General features: G+C 42.7%; 8 protein-coding genes. 6 read left to right on the top strand and 2 right to left on the bottom strand.

What is annotated here, in order from left to right; all coding sequences use genetic code 11:
• Together AB5542_RS20745 and AB5542_RS20740 are read right to left on the bottom strand one after the other, a co-directional pair.
• On the bottom strand, positions 1-610 hold a 610-nt coding region (locus tag AB5542_RS20745), incomplete at its 3' end, for a transposase (protein WP_368243428.1).
• Entirely contained in the window at positions 576-959 is a 384-nt protein-coding gene (locus AB5542_RS20740; RefSeq protein ID WP_087421483.1) for a hypothetical protein, read from the bottom strand. The genes AB5542_RS20745 and AB5542_RS20740, both read right to left, overlap by 35 nt.
• Before the next feature lie 307 nt (positions 960-1,266).
• On the opposite strand from AB5542_RS20740, the gene AB5542_RS20735 reads away from it, so the two are divergent.
• The 6 genes from AB5542_RS20735 to AB5542_RS20710 all read left to right on the top strand — a co-directional run.
• Positions 1,267-2,523, top strand: coding sequence for a site-specific integrase (locus AB5542_RS20735; RefSeq protein WP_279040867.1), 1,257 nt, complete (start codon positions 1,267-1,269; stop codon positions 2,521-2,523).
• 117 nt (positions 2,524-2,640) lie between these two features.
• Positions 2,641-3,645: a hypothetical protein gene (locus tag AB5542_RS20730; protein ID WP_279040864.1), complete on the top strand. Its 1,005-nt coding sequence runs from the start codon at positions 2,641-2,643 to the stop codon at positions 3,643-3,645.
• Positions 3,646-4,084: 439 nt separating this feature from the next.
• Complete coding sequence (locus AB5542_RS20725; protein ID WP_279040863.1) at positions 4,085-4,597, top strand: hypothetical protein; 513 nt, start codon at positions 4,085-4,087, stop codon at positions 4,595-4,597.
• A gap of 68 nt (positions 4,598-4,665) precedes the next feature.
• Positions 4,666-5,223: a hypothetical protein gene (locus AB5542_RS20720; protein WP_279040862.1), complete on the top strand. Its 558-nt coding sequence runs from the start codon at positions 4,666-4,668 to the stop codon at positions 5,221-5,223.
• A 54-nt stretch (positions 5,224-5,277) separates the two neighbouring features.
• Positions 5,278-5,754 carry a hypothetical protein gene (locus tag AB5542_RS20715; RefSeq protein ID WP_279040860.1) on the top strand — a complete coding sequence of 159 codons (477 nt, stop codon included), beginning with the start codon at positions 5,278-5,280 and terminating at the stop codon, positions 5,752-5,754.
• Positions 5,751-7,015: hypothetical protein (locus AB5542_RS20710; RefSeq protein ID WP_368243426.1), on the top strand; the 1,265-nt coding region annotated here is incomplete at its 3' end. The genes AB5542_RS20715 and AB5542_RS20710, both read left to right, overlap by 4 nt.

Genomic DNA, 7,015 nt, shown 5'->3' with positions numbered 1-7,015 from the left:
GGGCATAGCGTCCACGGGCAAGCAGCTCTTTGAGCGTGTCGCCGTTGGAAAGGCGCGCGGGTTCATACTTTTCACCTGTCAGTTTGGCCTGCTCTCGGGCCTCGGTATCGGCATTGATTGCATCCCAACGGTGAGCAATTCTCACTTCTTGTACGGCTTCAAGTACCTGCTTCTGCACGTGGAAGCGGTCAATGACACGTTTGGCCCCGGGAAAGGCATAGCGACAGACGCGGTTCATGCTGTCGGACAGATCAAGGGTGACTTCTGTCACCTTACGGCGCGCCCCGCTGTCAATCTGTCTCAGGGCTCTCAAAACTTCATCAGAATCGGTGCCGAGAACAATGGCAACCAATGAATGTTCCCTGCCACGCGCTTTCTTGTTGGTGACTATCGTGTAGAGCTCTCCGTTGCTGAGCGATGTCTCATCGATGCTCAGATGCTCACCCATGTTCTCGGGGAAGACTCGCCACCGTTCCGCGTGCTTCCCTTCGGGAGTATCTTTCCACTTCCAATATCCACTCAGATGCCGTTTGTATTGACGTTCAAACAAATCCCCGTCAATATCAAAGAACCATTCAAGAGAGCGGCCCGTGATCGGGTACCTGTCCAAGCATATCTTTTAAAAAAGCCGCGAACTCTTTCGAGATGCGGGTGCCTTCAGCCACTATATCCCAGCGCTTTGATACGCTTTTACCTGTCTCTTTGTCGACCCATCTGCGACGCTTCACATGGAACGTCATCTTGCGGCCACGAACCGGATAGTCCCTGACTGTACTCTCCTCGTAAAACCCATTAGGACGAAGCCGACCTTCAGCGTTGCCGTCAATTCCTGTATCGCGTTCCTCAAGAGTCACATCAAGCGTCTCTGGGGTCTTCTCTACCTTGACCACTTCAAAATACTCAACCATCTCTTCCGGCAGTAGACACTCTGCCAACTCTATGTACGGGTTCTTTTCCATTCCTGTTTTTCTTTTCTGCAAAGGTACAAACTTATATCCGTATACACAGCTTTTTTACTATGCGCCTGGAATTAGGGCCCTAAACACTCCATAAACAAAAATCAGTCACTTTGTAAGTGACTGATTCCCTGAGGTCGGTAGCAGATTTGAACTGCTGTACACGGTTTTGCAGATCGCACAATTATTATGCTAATGTATTGATATATATGTGTTTAATGGATTGTCGTCTTCCGTGGTCAAGGTTTTGGTTATGCTTGTTTGTTATTGTGTTGATCTTATTTCGTGATAAATTAGGAGGTAATTTGTCATGGAAAGTAATGTTTTTACAATTGGATTATATTGTCGCCGCACTAGGTTGAATACGAAAGGTGAGGCTACTTTGTATTTAACGTTAAACCAAGGAGATCAGAGAAAGATGCTCTCTTTAGGATTAAAGTTGAAAATAGACTACTGGGATGAGGAAAACAAGGGAATACTTCAAGAGTGTCCCAACAAGGGGTATTATGATCTTGTAATAGATGAGAAGAAAAAGGAAATCGACAAGAAGATAATGGCGGCCAATTTGGAAGGAAGGGTATTATCTCTTGATGAGTTTGGGGAGAAGAAACGCCAAAAGGTGGAGAAGGAGAAAAAAGAGTATGTAAAGCAACATTTTGACAGGTATATTGAAGAGCTGGAGGCGACAGATCATATCAAGAATGCGAGGTATTACAGGTGTTGTCTCAATTGTCTTATGGCATTTACAAAAGGAACAGATATTGAACTTAAAAGTATTGATACGGTATTTCTAAATGACTTTGCAGCATGGATGAAAGTAAAGAAGAGATTACGGATGAATACGATAGGAAATAGGTTGAGAGGTTTGAAAGCAGTCATTAATAGAGCCGTTGTTAGTAAAACTATTCCAGCAGACATGAATCCTTTTAACGAGTTTAAAGTATCAAAGTACAAGGAGGAAACATCTAAAAGGGCAATTCTTAAACAAGACATTGAAAGGATTATAAACTTGGATTTGAAAAGTATTTCAGACGAGAATACATTCCCTCTCTATGACTTTGCAAGAGATATATTTGTGTTTAGCTATCTAGGATGTGGGATTAATATTGTAGATATTGCATTTCTAAAGTATGCTAATGTTATAGATAACGAGAGGTTACAGTTTCGGAGAAGTAAGACAAAGAAAATGATCTCATTTCGTTTACAACCTATGGCGAAGGATATAATCAAGAAGTATAGCAAGAAAAAGCACAAGCAAACAGATTATGTCTTTCCAATATTCGATGATACCAAACAGAAAACGATGAAGGAGAAATACTATAAGTTAGATTACCAAACAAGGTATGTAAACAAGTATTTGAAGAAGATAGGGGAATATCTGGATATATCATTGAAACTGACCTCGTATGTTGCAAGGCATTCATTCGCCACGGTGTTAAAACGATCGGGGGTAAACACCTCTATTATATCAGAAGCTATGGGGCATAGCTCGGAGAAAGTAACTCAAATCTATCTGGACAGTTTCGAGAATACACAAATAGATGAAGCAATGACTAACCTGTTATAAACTGGAGTTAATATACCTGTAAAGGTTCTACTTTGAAACTTTATACCACTTCCTCGATTCGGGGAGGTGGTATTTTTTTTACCTTTATCCTCGTGAACTTGTTAAAATGGACTGGCTATGATAACCGCAACTGATACACTCTTCCCTGTTTCAACTCTTTTAGAATTAGAACCGTGGCTAACAACCTATTTCGCCTACAACAGAAACATGATCGAAACTGACATAGACAAAAGCTTCGGAAGTATCTACAAGACGCTGGGAGATTACAAGAAAACCACGGGTTGGCAAGATAACGAGAAAGACAAGCTTGCATGGGAGTTAAACAATTTACCAAGTATATACTTTAAAGAGAGTGACACTACTTTACTTGAAAAACTTGTTTCCGTGTTCAAACCTTTCGCCCCCTTCACTAATCAAGGAGAGATATTCCACACTCTCTGGATGCTTGCCATACTATACCGCAAGCACGAGAAACTGAACGTGACCAAAGATTTTTCCAGCATGACCATTGACGAGCTGGAATCTTGGGACGAGGCAAACAATTACTTCAAGCATATCAGACCAGAAATGCTAAAGTTACTAACCTTGTTAAAGGGACGAATCAGCCAGAAGAAGAAGGTGCCAGTAAGCCTTGCCCTTGATAGCCCACGAGTGGATGATCTGCCGAAGGAATCAGAAGCCTTGTTGCCAAAACCTATAAGAATAGAATGTGGAATGGAACGGGTAGAGATAGACAACACCGCTTTCTGGTTTACCAGTTTACTAGAAGATTACTTGCATACTTATCTAGGGATAGAAAGCAAGAGGGAAGCGGAAGAAGAATTAAGCTCTATATACGCCAACCCCAAGGGACGTAAATCTCCCGTCTTGCATGATTTAATCATGATGGGTACTTATCGCCTGTTAATTGATCATGCAGGATTCAAATCTAAAAGCAAGGCAAGAGAACTGACCATCGAATTTCTTTTCATGCTAGGATTAAAGGAAGAAAACGATGACGTGAATAACCTTGGGAGTAAAATAGCCTATCTCGAAAAACAAGGTTATCAACCTAAATGGGAGATCAAACCATTCAGCGAGTACAAGACTTCACCCAATAACCTCACAGGTCACCTATGGTAGATCATCCTGTTACGAGCTATATTCCCTGTTACAATCCAACGTGACAGGGATTTTTTTGTCATTAAACGTCATGTTGTATTATTAAACAGCAATCTAAAGAATACACTCCCAAACGGGCTTCATTCTTTATGGATTACCCTTTCTAATAATCTCACTTTTGCCATTGCAAACAGGTGATAAAAGAGAGCAAGTCTAAAGAATAGACCTCTAAATGATCTCCATTCTTTATGGTTTAACCTCTCGATTTGAAGTTAGTTTGCAACACGAAACGAGAGTTCTGACAGGTTATGATCTTCTAAAGAATAGGACTTCAAACAGCTATTATTCTTTATGGATTTGCCCTCTTTGGAGCGGTAGTTTTGTGTCACGATCAACGATGAATGGTGCGCACCTCGTCAGTGATTGGGAATAGAATTTTAATAACTAAAAATTTAAAATTATGGCAACAAAGTTAGTATCAAGCGCAGTTTTGGCACAAGGTGCAAACAAGAGTAACGATGAAAAAGTGAAAGCGTCTTTCGAGCAATTGAAAGCGTTAGCCGTGGCGGCTAGTTTTCTAACCCTTCGCTTCTATAATACTAAAAGTGGAATAAGAATGGCGATCGTTAATGTACCTACCACTGGGGCGAGAGCCTACAAGGAGATCAAACTCCCGTTAAATCAAGAGCTCTTTGACGCTCTTCTTTCAATCTGTTGCGGGCAAGAGCCAAGCGAGATTGGTAGTTATGATGTTACTGGTTGGAAAGCGGGGGAGGAAGAGGACTTTGGCTTCGAGGTTTTTAAACTAATGTACGAGAACGGTTTTAGAATCTGTTTCGGCAATGACGTGGTAAAGGAAGATGTGGTTCACGTTCCTGCAAGAATCACAATGAGCGGTAAGTTCGTGATTGAATTTTACTTGACCTTGAACGAGGAAGTGGAGGACTACCTAAAAACAAATAACCTTAGGTAGTGATCACGAGAGGGGGATATTCCCCCCTTCCATTTAAACAGAATTATAAACTTTAAAATCAAGAGTATATGGCAACTTTAATAAACACGATCAAATGTGACTTGGCAAAACAAGCACGGAATCAAGGACAACAAGATAATGTTATCACGCTATTACAACAATTTAATCAAGAAAGCTTGAACAAGCTCGACGCGATAAACTTTGACACTTGCAAGCCTTCCGTAATGCCAACCGTGATAAACGGGAAACGAGCTTTCAAGATCACGGTAGAGCGGGAAAACTGTAAATATCACTTTAACGTTTACGTGGACCAGAAAATTCTGGAATACGTTTACCAGTTAATTGATGCCCGTTTCCCTGACAAGATCGAGCTAACGGGAGAAGAGGATTACGAGGCTGACGAGGGGGAAGATTTCGGTTTTACCTTGTTTAAAATGGAAGTGGAGAACAAGCAAAGAATTATCTTTAAAACGGACTTCATGACCTTCAGGGGGGAACGTTGCATGAAAGCCTCGATCTGGCACCAAAGAGGGAGTGTCGAGTATTGTATCAAGCGTACACCTGAACTAGAACGATTCTTGATTGATAATAACCTCGTGTTAAGGCAAACATTTAAACAAAAATAGACAAGGGAGAGGGTTACTCCCTCTTCTTTTTGTTACGGTAAGCCCCCCGAAACCATGAAAGTAGAATTACATTTACCAAACTTACAATTTAAAGATAATGCTGAGAATCACGAGGTTGTCAAATCCTTGATGTTACACGGTCACGATCTGGATATAGAGTTTAGCGTGGATTACCGTGGTTTGCCCCTCGCTATCATCACCACTTCTGGCGTGAAACGATTCTCTTACTGGCTTAACCGTGATAGCCTGGAATGGTTACTGGGTTACTTGTTACTTGGAGAGATCGAGGACTTCGGGATCAAGCCGAACAAGGTAGATGTTCGAGAGTCTTTGGAGTTGCCTGTTTTTAAACGACTGGTAGAGGGTAAAACCAAGATACAATACGTTCCCCTGTTAAGAGAAACGACTGGACACGTGAAAGCCCTTGCCTCGTGCGAGAGGGGAACGATATACTTCAAGTTAAAGAGAACGCCAGAGTTACTAGCGTACTTGAAAGCCAATAATGAACCCGTTCGCTTGCTAGTGGGATGAAAGTCTACATAAACGAGAATCAATACCTGTCAGACGTGTTACCCGTGATCCCAAGTAACACCGTGTTACGCAAGAAAATCACTGGATGCGGTGCCACACGTGGGGAGATCAAGGCGAACCGTCACTCCATAATCATAGAGCCTAACGTGCCCGTCATAAAAGGTAAATGTTCAAAACACGGGGAAGACAACTTGTTCGGGGTGCACGAGGGTGTTTACACCACCCATGTTGTAGCTTACCTGCGCCAAAGCATGAAGGCAAACAAGCTATTCAAGATACTCGCCACCCCAGAGAGTTTCCAGAAAGTGAAAGAAGCTTTCGAGATTCTAGGAGTGAACATGCACGAGGAATGCTTTCTCTTGTTCGATGAATGTCACAAGATCGTGAAGGACGTGGATTACAGGGAGGATATAACCTTACCGTTTGATGACTTTTTCCAGTTTAAAAACAAGGCTCTCGTTTCCGCCACGCTAGTAGAGTTTAGCGATCCAAGGTTTAAAAGCTTCGAGGTGGTGGAGATCGAGCCCACTTATGACGTGAGGAAGACCTTGCACTTTTGCCCCACGAACAACGTGCTGGAGGCGACCAAGAAAGTGATCGAGCATATTGGTAGCGGGAAGATATGCTTCTTCATAAACTCGACAGACGTCATAGATTCCATGATGAACGCCTTGGGGATAAAGGAGGAATCCACCGTGTTCTGTGCCCCCAAAAGCGTGGAACGATTGAACGAGAGGGGATTCATGAACGCCCGTGATAACTGGAGCGAGGATAACATGAAACGCTACAACTTCTTCACGAGCAGGTTCTTCTGCGCCCTTGATATAGAAATGGAAGAACGACCTCACGTGATCATGGTAACAGATTTATCGCACGCCACCCACTCCATGCTTGACCCCAGAACGGACGTGTGGCAAATAGCGGGTAGGTTTAGAAACGGGATCTCTGGTATCTATCATGTTGCCAGTTTTAACTCGAATTACACGGTACAGTCTGTTGCCGATTTAAAAGAACAAGTCACCATAATGGAGAACGTGTATTACTATTTACTCAACCAGTACAACCACGCCTCTAGCAGGAACGCCAGAATCGTTTACATGGACACGTTGAAATCTCACCCTTACAAGAAGTTTCTCGACAAGGAGGATCGGAAGAACTGGAGCGTGATAGATAATTACGTGGACGAGGGTCTGGTAACCTCCATGTACAATAGCGAGAAGGAGTTGCGAGGTGGTTACGAGCGGGTTGGTCTGTACAAGGT

It is taken from the genome of Butyricimonas sp. RTP31003st1_G1_RTP31003_210430 (genome assembly GCF_040920905.1).
GTDB classification, from domain to species: Bacteria; Bacteroidota; Bacteroidia; order Bacteroidales; family Marinifilaceae; genus Butyricimonas; species Butyricimonas paravirosa.
Note: the sequence above shows the minus strand (reverse complement) of the source record. Positions and strands in the feature narration are given on the sequence as shown.